The organism is Halorussus halophilus, assembly GCF_008831545.1.
GTDB classification, from domain to species: Archaea; Halobacteriota; Halobacteria; order Halobacteriales; family Haladaptataceae; genus Halorussus; species Halorussus halophilus.
On the sequence record NZ_CP044523.1, the window covers coordinates 2,871,557 to 2,887,991 of the forward strand.

At 62.5% G+C, this 16,435-nt stretch carries 18 protein-coding genes; 7 read left to right on the forward strand and 11 right to left on the reverse strand.

The features are described 5' to 3' along the window. Positions 1-37 precede the first annotated feature (37 nt). Positions 38-673, forward strand: coding sequence for a cupin domain-containing protein (locus tag F7R90_RS14235; RefSeq protein WP_225741188.1), 636 nt, complete (start codon positions 38-40; stop codon positions 671-673). Between the two features lie 4 nt (positions 674-677). Here the strand turns inward: F7R90_RS14235 and F7R90_RS14240 are convergent, their stop codons facing one another. From F7R90_RS14240 to F7R90_RS14255, 4 genes are all read right to left on the reverse strand, one after another. Next, on the reverse strand, positions 678-1,064 hold the full coding sequence (locus F7R90_RS14240) for a hypothetical protein (RefSeq protein ID WP_158058069.1): 387 nt from the start codon (positions 1,062-1,064) through the stop codon (positions 678-680). Continuing rightward, positions 1,061-1,438 carry a hypothetical protein gene (locus F7R90_RS14245; protein WP_158058070.1) on the reverse strand — a complete coding sequence of 126 codons (378 nt, stop codon included), beginning with the start codon at positions 1,436-1,438 and terminating at the stop codon, positions 1,061-1,063. Before F7R90_RS14245 ends, F7R90_RS14240 begins: the two co-directional genes overlap by 4 nt. Positions 1,439-1,481: 43 nt before the next feature. Next, a complete protein-coding gene (locus F7R90_RS14250; RefSeq protein WP_158058071.1) occupies positions 1,482-1,862 on the reverse strand; it encodes a DUF7344 domain-containing protein in 381 nt (126 codons plus the stop codon). An 88-nt stretch (positions 1,863-1,950) separates the two neighbouring features. Continuing rightward, on the reverse strand, positions 1,951-2,817 hold the full coding sequence (locus F7R90_RS14255; RefSeq protein ID WP_158058072.1) for a TIGR01548 family HAD-type hydrolase: 867 nt from the start codon (positions 2,815-2,817) through the stop codon (positions 1,951-1,953). An 81-nt stretch (positions 2,818-2,898) separates the two neighbouring features. Between F7R90_RS14255 and F7R90_RS14260 the strand changes: the two genes are divergently transcribed. Beyond that, on the forward strand, positions 2,899-3,513 hold the full coding sequence (locus F7R90_RS14260; protein WP_158058073.1) for a methyltransferase domain-containing protein: 615 nt from the start codon (positions 2,899-2,901) through the stop codon (positions 3,511-3,513). Positions 3,514-3,536: 23 nt separating this feature from the next. On the opposite strand, the gene F7R90_RS14265 is transcribed toward F7R90_RS14260, so the two are convergent. Next, positions 3,537-3,710 (reverse strand): AN1-type zinc finger domain-containing protein, encoded by a 174-nt coding sequence (locus F7R90_RS14265; RefSeq protein ID WP_158058074.1) that lies wholly within the window; start codon positions 3,708-3,710, stop codon positions 3,537-3,539. A 71-nt stretch (positions 3,711-3,781) separates the two neighbouring features. Further along, entirely contained in the window at positions 3,782-4,171 is a 390-nt protein-coding gene (locus F7R90_RS14270; RefSeq protein ID WP_158058075.1) for a UPF0146 family protein, read from the reverse strand. Positions 4,172-4,210: 39 nt separating this feature from the next. Between F7R90_RS14270 and F7R90_RS14275 the strand changes: the two genes are divergently transcribed. Both F7R90_RS14275 and F7R90_RS14280 read left to right on the forward strand, forming a co-directional pair. After that, positions 4,211-4,732 carry an archaemetzincin family Zn-dependent metalloprotease gene (locus F7R90_RS14275; protein WP_158058076.1) on the forward strand — a complete coding sequence of 174 codons (522 nt, stop codon included), beginning with the start codon at positions 4,211-4,213 and terminating at the stop codon, positions 4,730-4,732. Positions 4,733-4,895: 163 nt separating this feature from the next. After that, complete coding sequence (locus tag F7R90_RS14280; RefSeq protein ID WP_158058077.1) at positions 4,896-6,461, forward strand: outer membrane protein assembly factor BamB family protein; 1,566 nt, start codon at positions 4,896-4,898, stop codon at positions 6,459-6,461. 11 nt (positions 6,462-6,472) lie between these two features. Here F7R90_RS14280 and F7R90_RS14285 read toward each other — a convergent pair whose 3' ends face one another. The 4 genes from F7R90_RS14285 to F7R90_RS14300 form a co-directional block, all read right to left on the reverse strand. Further along, the gene (locus tag F7R90_RS14285) at positions 6,473-7,771 is read right to left on the reverse strand and encodes a hypothetical protein (protein ID WP_158058078.1); all 1,299 of its coding nucleotides are present in this window, start codon (positions 7,769-7,771) and stop codon (positions 6,473-6,475) included. A gap of 131 nt (positions 7,772-7,902) precedes the next feature. Beyond that, positions 7,903-8,985 carry a PGF-CTERM sorting domain-containing protein gene (locus F7R90_RS14290; protein ID WP_158058079.1) on the reverse strand — a complete coding sequence of 361 codons (1,083 nt, stop codon included), beginning with the start codon at positions 8,983-8,985 and terminating at the stop codon, positions 7,903-7,905. Between the two features lie 134 nt (positions 8,986-9,119). Continuing rightward, the gene (locus F7R90_RS14295) at positions 9,120-10,934 is read right to left on the reverse strand and encodes a ribosome biogenesis/translation initiation ATPase RLI (protein WP_158058080.1); all 1,815 of its coding nucleotides are present in this window, start codon (positions 10,932-10,934) and stop codon (positions 9,120-9,122) included. A 2-nt stretch (positions 10,935-10,936) separates the two neighbouring features. Then, positions 10,937-11,245 carry an EMC6-like membrane protein gene (locus tag F7R90_RS14300; protein WP_158058081.1) on the reverse strand — a complete coding sequence of 103 codons (309 nt, stop codon included), beginning with the start codon at positions 11,243-11,245 and terminating at the stop codon, positions 10,937-10,939. Between the two features lie 552 nt (positions 11,246-11,797). Between F7R90_RS14300 and F7R90_RS14305 the strand changes: the two genes are divergently transcribed. Further along, positions 11,798-12,076: a MarR family transcriptional regulator gene (locus F7R90_RS14305; RefSeq protein WP_158058949.1), complete on the forward strand. Its 279-nt coding sequence runs from the start codon at positions 11,798-11,800 to the stop codon at positions 12,074-12,076. 80 nt (positions 12,077-12,156) lie between these two features. On the opposite strand, the gene F7R90_RS14310 is transcribed toward F7R90_RS14305, so the two are convergent. Further along, positions 12,157-12,924 carry a TrmB family transcriptional regulator gene (locus F7R90_RS14310; protein ID WP_158058082.1) on the reverse strand — a complete coding sequence of 256 codons (768 nt, stop codon included), beginning with the start codon at positions 12,922-12,924 and terminating at the stop codon, positions 12,157-12,159. Positions 12,925-13,043: 119 nt separating this feature from the next. Here F7R90_RS14310 and F7R90_RS14315 point away from each other — a divergent pair, with 119 nt between their 5' ends. Then, a complete protein-coding gene (locus tag F7R90_RS14315) occupies positions 13,044-15,671 on the forward strand; it encodes an efflux RND transporter permease subunit (protein ID WP_158058083.1) in 2,628 nt (875 codons plus the stop codon). Positions 15,672-15,705: 34 nt separating this feature from the next. Beyond that, complete coding sequence (locus F7R90_RS14320) at positions 15,706-16,218, forward strand: GNAT family N-acetyltransferase (RefSeq protein ID WP_158058084.1); 513 nt, start codon at positions 15,706-15,708, stop codon at positions 16,216-16,218. The last annotated feature ends 217 nt before the right edge of the window (positions 16,219-16,435 follow it).

Consider the following 16,435-nt stretch of genomic DNA (forward strand, 5'->3'; position numbering starts at 1 on the left):
GGAGAACGAGCGAATCTCGAATACCGCATCGCATTTGATGGGGCTACCCGAACTGGCGAGCATGGAACACGTCTCGCTCGACAGTGTGACAGCAGACGCCTTCGGGAGCGAGGACGGCATCGACAGCGAGCAAAGACGGCTCTCCGACCCCCTCGGGACGACCGGCGTGGCGCTCAACCACTACCGAATCGCACCCGGCGATGGGTTCCCAAGCGGGCTACACGCCCACGCGGACCAAGAGGAGGTGTTCGTCGTGCTTGCAGGAGAAGCGACCTTCGAGACCTTCGAAGGAGAATTCACCGTCGAAGCAGGGCACGCAGTCAGATTCGCGCCCGGCGAGTTCCAGTCGGGGCGAAACGACGGCGAAGAAGTCCTCGTCGCACTCGCCGTCGGGGCACCCCGCGACGGCGAAGACGTGCGGATTCCGGCGGACTGCCCAGACTGCGGTCACGACCAACTGCGCTTGGAGACGGACGACGGTCTCACGTTCGTCTGTCCCGACTGCGGTGTCGAGCGCGTTCCGCAGGACTGTCCGGACTGCGGGAGCGCCCGGTTACGGATAACGCTCGCCGAGGAGGAGAACGAGACAGCGACGCGAGCGAAGAGAGAACCACAGACGAAAGTCGTCTGCGAAGACTGCGGCAGCGAGTTCGAGAGTCCGCCGCTCGAATAGCTCCTTAGCCGAGCGCGTCCCGCAATCGCTCGTACCCGCCGTGGTAGGCGACTCCGCGGGCGACCAGATACGCGAACCCGAAGGCAGCGGCACCGACGAGCGTTCCGACCGTCGTGTCCCGTGACACCAGCAAATCAGTTGCCTGAAACGCTGCCGTCCCGACGAGCATAATCACGACGAAGAACAGCGTCGGTTGCCCCGGATTCGTCTGGTCGTCGTCCCACGAGCGGCCCAGAAGCCAGTAGACGACTGGGAGCGTGAGGACGAGCGAGCCGATTGCGTATGGCAGGAAGCTGTTCGGATTCGGCGCGAGGAGACCGCCGACGAGGAAGGCCAGAAACCCGCCGAGCAGGAGCGACCACGCGCCGCGTTCGACTCGTCGCCAGTTCATGCTACCTCCGAGCCGCCACGGAGTGTTTCGAGGCCGCCGAAGTAGGCAAGCCAGAGGGCGACCACCGCTCCCGCGAGGTGGATAGCAGTGCTAATCGACCCGACGAATCCGGACGCGAAGTGGTTCGAGTAGTTGTAGATGGCCTGCGTGACGACCAGCACCACGAAGAAGAGGAGGAATCGTTTCCACCCGCCGCGGAACATCCGCCGAAGCAGTCGCACGTCGTAGTGATAGGCGAGCGGGAGTGTCACTGCGAGTGCCGGAAGCAAGTAGAGGAGTTGTGTGACTGGGTCCGGTGGCCCGGCGACCGAAGCCAGTAGAAACGAGACGAAAACCGCATCCAGCACCGCGTGACCGAGCCGAGACCTGTCCATGTCGAAGCTGTTTCTCCCCCGACAGCAAAAGCGATGCGGTCGGTTAGTTCGTTCCGGCCTGGAGACGAGTCGAGTCCGCGACCGACGTTCGATTCGCCCGTGCGGCGTCGAGCAGGCGAGTCGCGTCTTCGATGTTCTCGCCGGGAACCACGGACTCTGCTAACTCGTCGTGGTCGAGGACGCCGTGATCCACGAGTTTCGGGACGTGGCTGTGGTGGAGCGTCGTTCGAATACGGGAAACACTCTCCTGCGACATCTCGTCTTGGTCGTTAGCCTCACGGACAGCAACCTCGTCTGCGAGCGCGTCGATGGTCGTCGGGGCCGACGTTTCGGACAGGAAGTCCAAGACGTGACGCCGCCGCTGACTCGACAGGAGGTCGAACAGTTCGTCCAGCGAGAGCGAGTCGGACGGGTGAGGTTCCATATCCCTGCTTGGAACCATCCACGGAACCCCTGACGGCTTGCATCGACAAGCGCCTAAAGAGGGAGGGGATGTAGGCAGGACGTTCTCCTTACTTGTCAAGCAGGCCCGGCAAGTCGTTGACTGACCCGAGGACCGCTCGCGCACCTACATCCTCGAACTTCCGGCGGCCTTCCTCGCCTGTCAAGCCACCAGTGAGGACGCCGACGCCGTGGTACTCGCGGTCGGGGTCCGCTTCGGCGGCGTTCGTCGCCGTCTTCACGTCGTCCAACGTGTCACCGACGAAGACGACCGACTCCGCGTCGAACTGCTCGGCGAGCGTCGTCAGGGCGTGGGGGTGTGGCTTGCCCCCCTCCCAGTCGTCCATCGTGAACCGTCGGTCGGTCGGCAGGTCGAGATTCACTCGCCGTTGGGCGATGTCGGCCTCTGCGGCAGGGCGGCCGGTGACGATGCCCAGCGGATACGATTCGAGCGCGTCGATAGTCGCCGATTCGAGGATGACCGGTTCGTCGTGGATGAACCCCGGCGCGTCGAGGTCTGCTTGGTTTCCTTCGAGGTCGGCGTAGAGGTCCGCGCCGAGGTACAACTGCTGGAACACGTCTCGGAGGTGTTCGGGGTTCCAGTCGCGGCGCACTCGGTCGCTGGCTTCCTCGGAGACCGCAGTATCGACGACTGCTGCTGCGGCGTCGAGACCGCCGCCGCGTTCGGCGATGCGGTCGGTGAACGCTTCGACGTCGAGGTCCATCTGCTCCTCGCTGGCGAGGACGTACAGCGCGACGGCGTAGGTCAGTTCCCAGTCGTTGTTGAACCCGCCCGCGTCCTTGAACTGCTGAATCTCTGCTTTTTCGATGGTGTCGCCGTGGACCAGTTCGACGGTCTCGATTATCGCTCGGCGGTACGAGTCGGCAACGTCTACGAGTACTCCGTCGATGTCCAGCACGACAGCGTCCGCTTGCATGCGAGGGGATAGTCGAAGCGGCAGTATGGGTCTTGCGCCCGAAATCGAAAGTTCTCTAGTGGAAGCGAGTAAGGGAGTCACATGGACCACGCCGAGTTGCAGGAGTTGTACGACGACGAGGAGTACTACTGGGGCACGGAACCGAACGACCTCGCGGAGACCGCGGTAAACTATCTCGACACTCCGGAAGACGCAACGGCGGTGGACATCGGCGCAGGCGAAGGCCGGGACGCCGTCTACCTCGCAGAGCAGGGACTGGCCGTGTTCGCCATCGACCCCATTCCCGCCGGTCTGAAGAAGACCGAGCGACTGGCCGACGAGCGCGGCGTTTCGGAGTCGGTCGAGACGATTCGGGGCGACGTGAACGAGATAGAACTGCCCGAGCAGGTCGAACTGCTGTACTCCATCGGGACGATTCAGTATCTACGACCAGAGAATCGAGACGCACAGTTCGAGCAGTTCAAGCGAGAGACGAGTTCGGGCGGCGTCCACGCGCTATTCGCGTTCGTGGACCACCCCGAGATTCCGACTGCGCCCGACTGGGGCGACAACGAGTACTGCTACGAGCAGGGCGAGTTGCGCGAGTACTACGAGAACTGGGACCTCTTGGAAGAGGAGGAACTGGTCTTCGACGACGAGTCAGGTGGGGAACCGCACCAGCACGCCGCAGAGGTCGTGGTCGCGCGTAAGGCTTAATTCGGTGCTCATTCGGACGTTGCTCAGCTAATCCCGTCGAATCCGCTGTCGAACCGTTCGCCTTCAGTGTCCCAGTTCTTCACGCCCGAGCAGTCGTGTTTCTCTGGCAGTTGGTGTTTCGGGCAGTACGTGTGACCACAGTACGAACAGCCTCGCTCACCAGTCACCTTCTCGCCGCACCGCTTGCAACTCCCCATACGTGACCTACACGACTCAGCGGTATAACGCCAGAGGTGTGTTAACACACTACTCGGGCGAGTCGGGACACTCACTCGCGCGCGACGAACAGCGTCTCGCCCGGCAGCGTCTCGCGCTCGACTGAAATCGCTGGCTGGTCGCCGCCGAGGGTCGTAAAGAGCAGTGCGGCATCGACCTGTTCGGCGATGTCCAGCAGCGGGCGATGCAGTTCGGGCGGCACGTTGAGTGCGTAGATGGCGTCGGCGATGCGGTACACCGCGAGGTCCGGGTCGAAGGCGTCGTCTTCGGCGAACTCGACGCCGGGCGGGACCTCGCGCTGGTGGACGTCCGTCGCGGTAACTATCTTTCCGTCGTCGGCGAGCGCGCGCGCCACGTCTGGCCGGTTGCCGATACCGACCTCCACGAGCGTCTCGAACTCCGAGAGGCGGGCGGCGATGGCGTCGCAGGTTTGCGGTTGCACGGCGGGATGTTTATGGGGCGGCCCTGCATAGTAGTTCCCATGCTCGTCGATGTCGTCCCCGTTGGGGACGTACCAGCACCGGTCAAGCGGCAAGCCTCTGCCGCCCTGCGCTCTGTCTACGACTGTGACGTCTCTATTCACGACGCCCAACCCGTCCCGACCGGTGCGCACGACGAAAAGCGCGACCAGTACCGGGCCGAGGAGTTCATCGAACTCGCCAGCAGACTCGGCTCCGGCGAGAAGAACATCGCCATCACGCCCAATGACCTCTTCTACCGCCGCCGAAACTACGTCTTCGGACTCGCGTACCTCGACGGCAATGGCAGCGTCATCTCGACCTATCGACTCCAAACTTCCAGCGACGGGGGCTTTTCGAACCGGAGCGCCGCCGACATCTTCTCTGACCGCGTGCGCAAGGAAGTCGTCCACGAAATCGGCCACACGATGGGGCTGGAACACTGCGACAACAAACGCTGTGTGATGAACTTCTCGCCGACGGTGCGCGAAGTAGACGTGAAAGAAGAGAACCTCTGTGGCTCCTGCCAGCGGACAGTTCTGTAGTCGGGATTTTTGCCGAGGGACATTTCGACGGATATTCCACGATTCTGGACCGTTTAGCGGGTCGTTTGCGAGTGGTTGGTAGGTCGTTTACTCACGACGAAAATTCTTAGCAGCTATATAGTAAAACTGGCACCTAGCTAAGGGGACTTCGGAGCCGAACTATATGACGAACTCACGGCGCACGTTCCTCAAGACCGTCGGTCTCACCGTCGGTGGCACCGGACTGGCCGCGACAGTCACGGGCACGGAATCGACGAGCGACTCGACGAACAGCGACGACCAGTCTTCCACAGAAGGGTGGACTCACTTGCGATGCGGTCCCCAGAACACGGGCTACAAACCCGAGGGGCCGACCGCGCGAGGATTCGAGTCTTCGTGGAAACAGGAGTGGAACGACGAATATCTCGTGACCGACCCGGTAGCCGCCGACGGAACGGTGTACTTCGCGCGACAGGTAGATAGCGGCGGAAAACTGTACGCGTTCGACGCCACAGACGGCACCGTCCAGTGGACGGCCGACGTGGACGCCTACCCTCAACAGCCAGCCGTCTTCGGTGATTCCCTCTACCTCCGTGCGGATGGAGACTTGTACGCGTACGCTATCGCCGACGGCAGTCGGCGCTGGTCGTACGAGGCCGACAACTACGACGAGGTGACCGCCCACGAGTCGGGCGTCTACATCGACACCGAGACGGCCGTCGTCGCCCTCGACCACGACGGCACCGAACGCTGGCGACACGAACTCGGAACCGTCCGAATGAACGCGCCCGCCGTGAAGGACGGCTTGGTCGTCGTCGGCTACGACGGTGTCGAAAACTTCGGCGTGGTCGCCCTCGACGTGGAGACCGGAGACGAAGTGTGGTCGGAGGAAGGCCCCGGCACGCTCTTTGCACCCGTCGCGATTCGAGACGGCCGCGCGTACGTGCCCGTCTACCACGGCGGTATCCAAGCGTTCGAACTTCAGACCGGCGCTCGCCTGTGGGAAGCCGACTTCGAGGGACGAAGGCTGGATTCGCTGAACGAGGTATTCGTCGCCACGGAAGATGCTCTCTACGCGCTGGTCGACTCGGACGACGACGATGACGACGTTGCGATTCTCAAACTCGACCCCGAAACTGGTGACGAACAGGCTCGCTGGCTGTTCGGCAACGTCCGAGAACAGTTGACCGTCGTCGGCGACACTCTCTACTGCGTCTCGTGGGTTCGAGACGGCACTGGCTGTCGCATCGACGTCGTACTCGCAATCGACCGCCACGACGGCGTCGTCCGCGAAGCGATGCGACACGACGAAGCGAACACCAAGCGGACGTGGCAGACGTCACCGTTCGTCGTGGACGGAAAGATGTACGTCGGCAGTGGCTGGACGGCCAACGACGGAACACAGACGGAGCGACTGGCCGCCTACGACGTGGCCGAATCGACCGACGAGGAGATACCGGACGAGCGACCGTCGGCCAGTATCGAAGTCCGCGACGAAGGCGACGGCACTTACACGCTCGACGGGAGCGGTTCGACGGGGTTCGACGATTCGGTGACCTACCTCTGGGACGTCTACGACAACGACACTATCGACGACACTGGTTCGACGACGACCGTCGAGACGGACGGGTGCGGGTCGTTCACCGTCCGCCTGAAGATGTACGACGACGACTACCGCATCGACCAGACGCGCGTCCGGTGGGATGGAAGCAACTGGTCCGACGGCGACTCGGATTCGGACGGCGAGTAAAAACTAATTCGTCACTTCCGCCACCGAACTCCTTCTATCACGGCCCCGAACAGCGAGACGACGCCGAACAGTATCGAGAAGACCTGTTCGCCGAGTCCCGTTGGGAGGACGTACTTAGCCATCGCGACCACGAACCCGCCGTAGCGTTCCAAGAACGACCCATCCCGACCGCCGTCAGCGAGTTTTGCTTCGGGCGCAGTGGGTCGGTCCGCACTACCTTCGGCGCGCGCGCCGTCGCTCCACTCCACCGGCAGGCGGTCTGCCTCGTAGGGAAGCGACCCCGTCTCGACGGCCCAGACGACGGTGCCGCTCTCGTCCACTTCGACCACGCGGTCGTTGTAGGAGTCGGTGACGAGGGTGTGGCCGGAGGCGAGGCGGTCGGCGTCTCGCGGCCAGTTCAGCGTGCCGCTGCCGCCGAACTTCCAGACGACTTTGCCAGAGCGGTCGAACTCCACGATTCGGTCGCGCTCGCTGTCCGCCACGAGGAGGTGGCCGTTCGCGAGTCTGTCGGGGTTGTGCTGTTCGTAGAGTTTCTCGCCCTTGCCTGCGAACTGGTTCGGGCCGACTACTGGCTCGACGGTCACCGAGTCGTTCTCGACGTGCAGTTCGGCCACGGTGTCGAAGTTTCGCAGACTGATTTGGAAGACGCCCGGCCGAATCCGGTCCACGTCGTTGACGTGCGTCCAGTCGCTCTCCGGCCCCATGTCGGCGGGGCGGTCGTAGGTGTCGCTGGCGTTCCACTGCCAGACGATTTCCTTCTGACGATTGACTGCGAAGACACGGTCGTTGCCCATGTCCACCATGACCCAGCGGTCCTCTCCATCGACCGTGTAGTGGTCGGCGTCGTGGAGTTCGTGTTCGTGGAGTTCCACGTCGTACCACGCGTACTCCCACAGAATCTCGTTGTTCGACTGCTCGACGATTCGGAGACTGTTTCGCACGCAGTTTTCGAAGCCGTCGTTCTGGAAGCGGGCCGGACACTGTTCGTCGGGTACCTCCGTGGCGGTCGAGAGTTGGACCCTGTCTGGCCCGAGAGCCTCCACGTCGAACATATCGTCCGTCTTCGCGTACTCCCAGACGACGTCGCCGTCCGGGGTGACTTCGATGGCTCGACCCTCGTCGTGGTAGCCCTGCAAGGCGACGAGGGTGTTCGAGTCGGGTCGCTGGTCCGCGACCGTCACTCGTGGCTGGTCGGGGGCCGCGATGACGCCGACCGTGGTGACCAGTAGCGACGCGAGTGCGAAGCAGGCGAACAGTTTGGCACGTCGCTCGTGTCCGGACCCGAGCCACGCGGGGAGGGCCGATGTCACTGGTCGGCGGTAAGAGCTCTTACACGAAAATCGTTCGGTTTGCCGCTCACGAAAATCCACCGAATGTACGTACGAGAACGTATTTCACGGATGTTCGACCAAAAAGAGGGAGGAACGGCAGTTTCGGAGGACTACCGGCGAGTCGCCAGCAAGGCCGCGCCGACCAGCGCGACGAGTGCTGCGAGAGGACCGAATCCGGGGACTGTGCCACTACTACCGCTGTCCTCGGTGGTCGAGGCCGCGGTCGTCGTCTCGCCCACGTCTGTCGTGGTGTCGGTCACGCCAGTCGTCGTGGCGTTCGACTCCGACGTGGTCGTCTGTTGTGTCGTCGCCTGCATCTTCGCCAGTTGCACCGACTTCGTGATGTTCTTGCCGTTCACCGTGAACGGTTCGTCCTCGCTGGCGTCGAACTCGTCGTTCCCGTTCGAGTCGTCGTAGTACGTGACCGTGGCATTCTGGGCCGCCTTCGAGCGCGAGAGTTCGACCGTCTGGTACTCACTTTCGTACGGAGTCGAACCGTTCAGTTGCGACGAGGTGCCGATGACTGCACCGCTCTCGTTCGTCACGACGAGGAAGCCCGACTCGTCGGCGGGCAGGAGATGCTCGACGGTGAGTTGTTTCGGTTTGTTTCCGGTGAGGATCATCGAGATTGCTGGCACGTGGTCACGGAGCGTGAGCGTCGCCGTGCCGGTGCCACCGCTCTGGTCGGGGTTCACGTCCACGTCAAGCGCGTAGTCTTTCTCCTTCGAGGGGTTCTTCACGTCCTCGTAGGCGACGATGAGTTCGTCGCCGTCGCTGAGATTCAGGTCGCCCGTCGTGTTGATGACGAGCGTCTGGCCCTTCGCCGAAACGTTGGTGACGGTGTCGGTGGCGTCCACGTCCACTCCGTAACCGCCACCGTTGTTGCCGCGGTCCACTCCGAGTCGGACGACGTTTCCGGCGTCCACGGCACTGACGTTGGCGTCACCTTCGTAGGTCAGTTTCACGCTCGTGAACGTCGCATCGCTCGTGATGGGGATGCCCACTTCGTGGGTCGAAGTAGCGTTCGGACTCGACGGACTCGCATTCATGTGCGCACTCGACACTTCCCCCTGCATCGCCCCAGTCGTCGCCGTTTCGTTACTCGTTGCACCGATTGCCGTCGGCGCGGCGACGGACACGACGAGCGCCGCGACGAGCAGCAACACCTGTACGCGGAGGACGGTTCGCTTCATGTGTCACCACGATTAGGCTCCAAAACCCCTTATTATGGTCGTATTAAGCGATTGGAACGAACGTGAAACGGTGAGGAACGGTTCGAGTACGAGCGATAAAACTCCAAAAAAGGGTCGAGAACCGGGTGAGGCGGTTACGGCGCGTAGTAGTACTCGCCCTCTTTCTTCTGCTGGCGGTCGAGTTGACTGCCGGGCTTGTTGATGCGCGGGCGACCGACGTTCTCGTCGCGCCGGAACGTGATGTCGAGGTTCGACAGGAAGTCGTTCATGCCGTCGCGCATTCCCTTCGGTTGGCTGGCGTGACCGGCCACCGCGGGTTCGCCGTCGAAGACCATCAGGCGGTCCGCCAGCAGGTCTATCATGTAGATGTCGTGGTCGATGACCAACACGGTGGCGTCCTGCTGTTCGGCGAACCGACGGATGGCGCGGGTCGCGCGAACTCGTTGTTCCACGTCGAGGTACGCCGACGGTTCGTCCAGCAAGTAGAGGTCGGCGGACTTCGAGAGGCAAGCCGCAATGGCGACTCGCTGGCGCTCGCCGCCCGAGAGGTCGGTCAGGTTCTGCTCCATGATGCGTTCGAGTTGGAGCGGTTGGGCGATTTCGGTGTTCCAGTACGACGACCCGACTTGGTCCGTGATGGAGTGCAGGAACGAATCGGTTCGCATCGGCTGGTCGATTTCGATGTACTGGGGCTTGTAGGCGATGTCGAGTTCGAAGTCGAGGTCGCCCGAATCCGGTTCGAGTTTCCCCGCGAGCAACTTCGCAAAGGTCGATTTACCGATGCCGTTCGGACCGACGATTCCCAACACTTCGTTCTCACGAATCTTCCCGCCCTCTACGTCGAGCGCGAACTCGCCCGCGCCGTAGGACTTCGTGATGTCGGGGTACTCCACGAGCGTGTCGGCCCGCGTGACCTGCCGGGGCGCGTGTTCCTCGAACTCGATGGCCGAGGGGCGAATCCGCATGTTCTCGTTGTCGAGATACCCCTTGAGGTACTCGTTGATGCCGTTACGCACCGACTTTGGCGAAGTGACGACACCGTACGCGCCGGGTTCACCGTACGCGACGTGGAGGTTGTCCGCCACGAGGTCGAGAATCGCGAGGTCGTGTTCGACCACGAGCATCGACTTACCGTGTTCCTCGGCCATCTCCTGAACCAGTCGCGCCGCCGTGACCCGCTGGCTGATGTCGAGGTACGGCGTGATTTCGTCGATGAAGTAGAAGTCGGCGTCGCGGGCGAGACACGCCACGAGCGCGACTCGTTGGAGTTCTCCGCCGGAGAGGCTGTCGATGTCTTGGTCCACGACGTGTTCGATTTCGAGACGTTCCAACAGGTCGTCCATGACCCCGCGCTCGTCGGTGTTTTCGAGCAGTTTCGAGGTCGGCCCCGAGAACTGGTCCGGAATCTTATCCACGTACTGCGGTTTGCGGGCGACGTTCACGTCGCCGTCCTTGACCGTTTCGAGGTACTCCTGTAGCTCCGTGCCGCGGTACGTGTCTAGGACTTCCTCCCAACTCGGCGGGTCGGCGTATTCGCCGAGGTTCGGCGCGAGTTCGCCCGCGAGAATCTTCACGGCCGTCGTCTTCCCGATACCGTTCGGGCCGAGGATGCCGGTGACTTGCCCTTCGAGGGGGACCGGAAGCCCGTACAGCGAGAAGGCGTTCTCGCCGTAGCGATGGGCCGGTTCCTCTTGGAGTTCCTGCGGAAGGTTGATGATTTCGATAGCGTCGAACGGACACTTCTCGACGCAGATACCGCAAGTCTCCCCGAGGCAAATCTCTTCGCTGATGTGGACTTGGTCGGGTTGCCCGTCGTCTGCGTCCTCGCCGCGGAGGGTGATGCACTCCTTGCCGGTGCGATTGGGCGGGCAGTAGTTCTTACACTCGTAACTGCACCGGTCCGGTGAACACCGTTCTAAGTCTACGACGGCGATGCTGTCGTCTGCCATTGTTAGAAGGTGACGTTGTTAGTCAGCAGAATCGTCCACGTGACGAACCACAGCGAGAACGTCATGAAGACGACGTAGAGATAGTCCTTCACCGAGAAGTCGTTTACGTCGATTCCGAGCCCCTGTAACAGCGGCATCTGAAGCAGAACGAACGCGCCCACGATACCCAAGCCGAGTTGGTCCTTCGCCGTCATCCCGAGGACTGACGAGGACGCAACTGCCGCGGCCACGCCAGCGAGCGTGGAGACCGCCGTCACCGTAATCCCGCGAAGGTGCGAGGAGCGTCGTTCTGATACCTGTTCGGTAGCCATACGCGTCACTCGGGGACCCTAGCAGAAAAATGCCCCGCAACCTTTTGCTGCGGGGTGGGCGCGTCGCGCCCACCCGCTGGCAAAACGTCGATGAAAAGCCGTCCTCACCCTCTCCGGCAGGCCAACGGCCTGCCTCCGAGGGATTCGTCGCCCGCGCTCGCTCAACGAGGCGCGCTTTGCGAACCTCGATTCGCTCGCGGTACGACTGCTGGTACTCGACCGCAGGGGGAAGTGTCGCCTGCTGGGATTGGTTCCTGTGTCGCCTGTCGAAACATTCCTCGTCTCGACTGCCGAAACTATCCGCTGTGTCACTCGGTGAATCTTGTGCGGTTAGACACCGCGCGCTACCGCGAACTGAGGCGGCGCGCTCCGCGCGCTGCCGAGCGAGCGCGTCCGAGGAACCGTCGAAGCAGGCCGCTCTGCGGCCTGCGGAGGCGGTGACGACGTGATTTTCATCGACGTTTTGCCAGCGGGTGGTCGCCGTCGGCGACCACCCCGCAGGAAAAGGTCGTGGGGTTTTATTGGGGTGGACTGTTTCGAAACGTAATGATGGTGTCTCAGTCCGAGCGTGAGGAACTAGACGACCTCCCACCGAGCGCGAAACTCGTCTTCAAGGTCCTCGAATATCAAGGCTCGCTCACCCAGAAACAGATCGTCGAGGAGTCGATGCTGTCGGCTCGAACCGTCCGCTACGCCCTCGAACGCCTCGAAGAACTCGGCGTCGTCGAGGAAGACGTCTACTTCGCGGACGCACGTCAGAACCTCTACGAAATCGACGCGCCTCTCGAAACGGAAGCTGAGTGTGCGGACCCGCAGAAGTGCGCCGAGTGAGACCGACGCGACGGCGTGCGTGACTGTTTCTTTTAGTCGTTCGACCGTCTCAGGAGTCACGTCGCCGACTTGCGAAATCGTCAGTACTGCTCGCCGAATCCCGACTGCATCCCCGCGTGGACGAACTGCGCGAGGATGTGGCCGATGCGAGTGTCGGCGGTCCAGAGCGCAGTTTCCTCGAACGGTTCGGGGTCGTCGCCGTCGGTCAGCACCGACAGCAGGACCGTCGAGTCGTCTACGAGCAGCGTTCGCCCGGTGAACCCGCCCGTTCGCTCGCGACTCGCCACGACGACCTGCACGACGTCGTCCGCGAACCGCTTCTCGACTTCGGAGTCTTCGGTGACGACGACGACGGAGACGCCAGCCTCGGCTTTCTCCTTGAGGACGGTTTCGGCCGTCTCGGAGAGCAACGAGCTATCGCCGACGACCAACACGACGCGCTCCTCGGCGCTCCGGACCAGTTCCACGAGTCGCTCGTCGATGCCGTGTTGGCCGTGGAGCGTCGAGACGTCGCTCTCGCTGGCGTGGTCTGCGTGTTCGTGCTGGAGCGATTCGAGGTTGTCGAACGCGCGTTCCTGCTGGCGCTCGATGCGCGACTGGAGTTGTTTGCGCGCCGTCGAGAGACTCACCGCGCGGTAGCGCTTCGGCGAGGACTCGACCATTTCGAGAAAGCCTCTGCTCGCCAAGTCGTCGGCCGTGCCGTACACCTGCGAGCGCGGCACGTCCGACACCTGACTCACTTCTTGGGCCGTCGCGGTTCCGAGTTGCTGGAGTGCGACGAACACCCGCGCCTCGTAGTTCGAGAGGCCGAGTTCCTTCAACGCCGAAATCGCGTCGTGCGCACTCATGTCGTCTGCTCGGAGAGAGACGCTTCAAGCAGTAAGTGGTTTCGAGTGTCGCGCCGAGTTTGTGTTGTAATTATCTACAACTCTTTATACCAGTGGTGCGAACGACGACGTAGAGACAGATGGGACTCGCCGAACGCTACGCGGAAGTTCTCACGAAACACAGTCGCGTCGTACTGGCGGTGTTGCTCCTCGCGACTGTCGCTGTCGGCTACGGTGTGGGGAGCGTCGATTCAGGACTCACGATTGCCAGTTTCGGGAGCGACTCGACTGAAGCACAGAAACTCGACTACGTCGAGGCGAACTTCTCGACGGGCGAGGAGAACACGACGGTGATGCAGGTCGTCGTCCGGGGCGACGACGTACTGACGAAACGGTCGTTGGTGGAGACGTTACGCTTGCAACAGCGACTCCGACAGAACGAGACGGTGAACGCGACACTCGTGAACGGGCAATCGACAGTTGGCCTGTCGAATTTGGTCGCAATCGAAGCGATTCGTCAAGAGCAGGCACAGAGCAGAAGCAATTCGAGCGGGAGCGAAAACGCGAGTGCTGGACCACCAGCGAACGACGGACAGCAGGCAGGACCGCCAGCACGGCCACCGACCTTGGACGAACAAATCGCCCAACTGGAGTCGATGTCACAGTCGGAAATCGACAGTGTCCTGCTCGACGTACTGAACCCCGACCAGCAAGCGACGGGACCGACTGACCCCTTCACTCTGCTCTCGACGGAGTACGAACCGGGAACCACGACTGCTGACGCCCGCGTCCTCTTCGTCTTCCAGCAGACCGGCGGAGATGGTGACGCGCTCTCCGAAGACGTTGTTTCTGCACAGCTTGCAACCCGCGACCTCGCAGACGAAACCGTCGAATCGACCGACTCGTTCGTCTTCGGTGCGGGCATCGTGGACGAGGAGTCGGGGCAAGCCACTGGTGAAAGTTTCGCCGTCATCACGCCCTTCGCACTGCTCCTCATCGTCGGCGTCCTCGGGGTCGCCTACCGCGACGTGGTAGACGTCGCGCTCGGTCTCCTCGGTACGCTCCTCGTGTTGGTCTGGATGGGCGGGTTCATGGGATGGGCCGGAATCGGCGTGACCCAAATCATCATCGCGGTGCCGTTCCTGCTCATCGGCCTCAGTATCGACTACGCGCTCCACGTCGTCATGCGCTACCGGGAAGCCGGTGCGGCGGACCGCGACCGCTCGCCCGCCGACGCGATGCGCGTCGGTCTCGCTGGCGTCACGGTCGCGCTGGCGGCGACGACGTTCACCACCGCAGTCGGATTCCTCTCGAATCTGGTCAGTCCCATCACGTCCATCCAGCAGTTCGGTCTCGTGAGCGCGTTCGGCATCGTCTCGGCGTTCGTCGTCTTCGCGGGCCTGCTCCCGGCACTGAAACTCGAACTCGAAACGCTGCTCGAACGGTTCGGCTTCCAGCGTGAAAAAACGGCGTTCGGAACCGGCGGTAGTTTGGCCGGGCGACTGCTGAGCGTCGGCGCGATTACGGCGAGAAAGATTCCCATCGCCGTCGTCCTCGTCGCGCTCCTCGTCAGCGCGGGCGGTGGCTACGCCGCGACGAACATCGACACCTCGATTAATCAGGTCGATTTCCTGCCGCAAGACTCTCCCGAGTGGATGGACTCGCTCCCCGGCCTGCTCCAACCGGGCGATTACGAACTGCGGGAGAACGTCATCTTCCTCAACGACAACTTCGTCCAGTCGCGGGACCGCTCGCAAGTCGAGATACTGGTCGAAGGCCCCGTCACAGGGGACGACGCGCTCGAACGGGTCGCCGCGGGACGCGACCGAATCGAGGAATCTTCGACGGCCATCACGCTCGCCAACGGGAACCCGAAGGTCGATGGTCCGCTGTCGGTGATTCGGAGCGTCGCCGCCCAGAACGAGACCGTCGCGCAGGTCGTCGCCGAACACGACACCGACGGCGATGGCGTCCCCGACCAGAATCTGGCGGAAGTGTACGACGCGGTGTACGCGGCGGCCCCAGAGCAAGCCGAGAGCGTGGTTTATCGAGACGGCGGTGAGTATCAAGCACTCCGACTCTCGGTCGCAATTCGGGGCGGGTCGGACACGGGCGTCGTCACGAGCGAGATGCGAAGCGTGGCGGGGACTATCGAGTCGGACGGTGATCTGACCGTCACGGCGACTGGCCAACCCATCATCAACGAAATCGTTCAGCAAGGACTGCTCACGACGCTGGTCGAGACGTTCCTCATCACGCTCGGGGTCATCGTCACCTTCCTCACGGTCATCTTCTACCGGCGCTACGGCACGCTCTCGCTCGGCGCAGTCACGATGATTCCGGTCGTCTTCGCACTGAGTTGGATTCTCGGCGCGATGTACTTGCTCGGGATTCCGTTCAACACGGAGACGGCCATCATCGCCAGCATCGCAATCGGTATCGGCGTAGACTACGCCATCCACATCAGCGAGCGCTTCGTGGAGGAGTTGGAGAAGAGCGCCAGTGCGACGGCGGCCTTGGAGACGACGCTTGCGGGAACTGGCGGCGCGCTACTGGCGAGTGCGGTGACGACTGCCGGTGGCTTCGGCGTGTTGCTGTTCGCGCTCGTGCCGTCGCTCCAACGGTTCGGCCTCGTCACGGGGACGACGATTATCTTCGCGTTCGTCTCCAGCGTGGTCGTCCTGCCGAGTTTGCTGGTGCTGTGGGAGCGATATCTCGGCGGTTCAGAACTGGTCGAGGGGCACGTAGCGGAGACAGCGAGCGACTGATTCATACTATTCGGGCCTGTGACTGCCAATTGGCATGGCCCTCCAGTGTGACGTTCGACGGTACGACGACTCGCTGAAAGACGAGGTGTGGCAGGTCCACGACGAGGCACTCCGCGACTCGGCGATGGACTTCTCACCGGAGTACAATCGGTATCTGCGACACATAGAGCGCGAATTTCTGGACGAAGGTGGGGAGTTTTTCGTCGCGGTGAACAGCGATGGAATCCTCGCAATCGGCGGTTTTCAACCGCTCTCGGCGCTCGCAGATTCGTACTCGGCCGCGGGCCTCCCGCCGCAGGACGAACCGCTCGATGCCGTCTGTCGGTTCCGCAGTATCGCGGTTCGACCCGAATGTCAGTCGCAGGGCATCGGCACCGAACTCGTCGCGGAGTTGGAACAGCGAGCGAGCGAAGCGGGGTTCGAGAAAGTCGTGTTACAGACGACCGAGAGTTTGGAGCAGGCCAAGCGATTCTACGAGTCGCACGGGTATCAGGTAATAGAAGACAGTGATGACTCGGAGCACGTCTGGTACGAGAAGGAGTTGTGAAGATAGGACACTCCGTGCCACGTTCCACGGAAACGCCCGACTGACCATCCCACGGGGTGGGAATGAAAGGGGCCGGTCACGCGAACGGAGTGAGGGTGGCCTTGGAAGTCGCACGCCCGCGAACGAAGTGAGCAGGAACGTCTTCCGGTGTCCGGTCGCGGGCCGAAGGGCCCGTGGTCGCTTCAGCGACCCCTATTCGGCGTGCGGTTTGCGCCGA